Here is a 2045-nt window from a genome sequence, read left to right as displayed (position 1 = left end):
AGTAGATGAGTATTGAGTGATCACATGGTTCCTTCCCGCTTGCGACTGCTGACCCGCAAGCGCGGGTTTATGAGAGGAAACGGGAAAATCATCTCTCTGACTGCTGGAGGGCCGCCGCTGGAGGAGCAATCTGCTGCTGTATCCTGGTTACCTGACGAGTAGAAAAGGTATACAGGATAGATCGTCGTTGCTTGCAGGGAAGGAATAAGTCGTCAGGACAGATGCCTCTTGCATGAGGGAAGGTTGCTCTCCTGGGGAAGATCTGGGCGGAAAACGAAGAAGCAGCACCCGGAAGGTCCGGGGTGCTGCCAGAAGCAGGGTCAGGCCTGGAAGACGACGGCCAAGGCGCTCAGCGGATGAGGAGCTCGCGCAGCTCGCGCAGACGCTTCTCCCCGGGGAAGGCCGCGCAGAGAGCGATGTAGGCCTGCTGCGCAATGGCCAGCCACTGCTGGCTCTGGAGCTGATAGGCTCCGGCCACTCCCGCCTGCCACTTCTCCAGGCACCACTCCAGCCGCCGCGGCTGGTCATCGCGGCTCGCTTCAATCAGCACCGCCAAAAGTTGGGCCTCGGTGCGGTCCAATAGGGTCACTGCCCCACGCTGATAATGCTCCTCGATCTGGTCACAAGCCTTCAGGGCGTCCTTTGACAACCCTAGATCTCTAAAGGCATACGCTTCATCAAGCAAGAGATCACCCAAACGAAAGGTTACCCATGGAGGAGCAGGCTCACTCTGGGAGAAGAAGGCCTCTTGGGCCCGCTTGAGGGATTGCTGAACCTCTTCCTTCTGGCCGGAAGCTGCCGCCAGATTCATGGCCAGTCGTCCTAAGCAACTGCTCACGATGAGAGAAGGAACGGGCTCGCTGGCTGGTTGGGCTACCGACGCATCCTTTTGCCGGTCTCGCTCTTTCAGCAGATGCCGTGCTTTTTGCATTATTTGCAACGCCTGGCTGTAGCGGTGGTGATAGAAGGATTCTACGGCCTGGTTTCCCAAGGCTACTATCCTCAGGGGAAGATGATTGGCCAGCACGCTGAAGACCTCTGCCTGCTGGGCATAGATCACCCCCTGCGCCGGCGTGCTCAGATGCACAGCGTTCCACGAACGTAGCAGCCAGCCCTGTGCCGCCAGGGCTGCTGCCTCCTTGCGCTGCCTGGGTGCTCCCGTCTTCGTCAGAGCTACCAGCGTCGGCAGGTAAGCCGCCACCGTCTGGTCCGCCAGCGTCAGCTCCCCCTGCCAACGCAACTGCCAGCAGGCGGTCAACCCCGCCGCACACTGCTTCAAAATATCCTCGGTCAGCGCCGGCCCCTTCAGCACCGGCCCCAGCTGCGACAGCCCCAACAGCTCGATCGGTGCCAGCGCCAGCATCCGCAGCGCCTCCCGCCGACTCACCTCGTCTTGATGATTCATCGCTTCTCTCTCCAGCTCGGCTCTCAGCCGTTCTTGCAGCTGCTCATAGCAGGCCTCCCCCGCCGGCCAGCGCCAGACCAGCCCCAATACCCGCAGCGGCAGACACTCCCGCCGCACTCCCTCCAACACCTCGCTTCCCTGTCCGCTCGGCTCGCAATCCGTCCCGTCCACCGGCTCCCTCTCGACCCTCACCTCCAGCTCCTGAAAGCCCAGCTCAACCGCCGACTTGCCAAACAGCTCACACAGCTTCCGCAGGTGCAGCGGCTGCGGCACATCCCCCTCCTTCTCCCATCGATACACCGTCGCCTTGCTCACCCCCACCCGCTCCGCCACCTCCTCCAGGGTCAGCATCTGGGCCCGGCGGGCCGCAATCAAGGCCACCCGCTCCTTCGACCGGATCTGTATCTGCTCCTGGCCCCCACTCGGGGGCCCCTGTACCCGTTCCATGTCCTTCCGTCCTTCCTCCTGCTGAACATGCCTCGCTTTCTCCCGACAGACGTGCTCACCAGAGGGGCCCGCCGCCCCAGCGCAGAGCGGAGTTCCCTCGTCTGGCACTACGCACTCTCTCCGGCTCACTGATCCTGCAAGAGCAACTGCTTCTATCACAGAGTATAGAAGGCACCAGCACACACAACCAGTA

At 61.9% G+C, this 2045-nt stretch carries 1 protein-coding gene; it reads right to left on the bottom strand.

The window, feature by feature from the left end; all coding sequences use genetic code 11:
• Nucleotides 1-349: 349 nt before the first annotated feature.
• Nucleotides 350-1852, bottom strand: a complete 1503-nt coding sequence (locus ACFMO7_RS15440; protein WP_376796386.1) for a helix-turn-helix transcriptional regulator — start codon at nucleotides 1850-1852, stop codon at nucleotides 350-352.
• Nucleotides 1853-2045 lie beyond the last annotated feature (193 nt).

It is taken from the genome of Thermogemmatispora sp., assembly GCF_042408735.1.
GTDB lineage: Bacteria > Chloroflexota > Ktedonobacteria > Ktedonobacterales > Ktedonobacteraceae > Thermogemmatispora.
Note: the sequence above shows the minus strand (reverse complement) of the source record. Positions and strands in the feature narration are given on the sequence as shown.

Excerpts from the sequence above, each read along its gene's own strand:
- ACFMO7_RS15440 (WP_376796386.1), bottom strand. The coding sequence starts at position 1,852 with ATGGAACGGGTACAGGGGCCCCCGAGTGGGGGCCAGGAGCAGATACAG.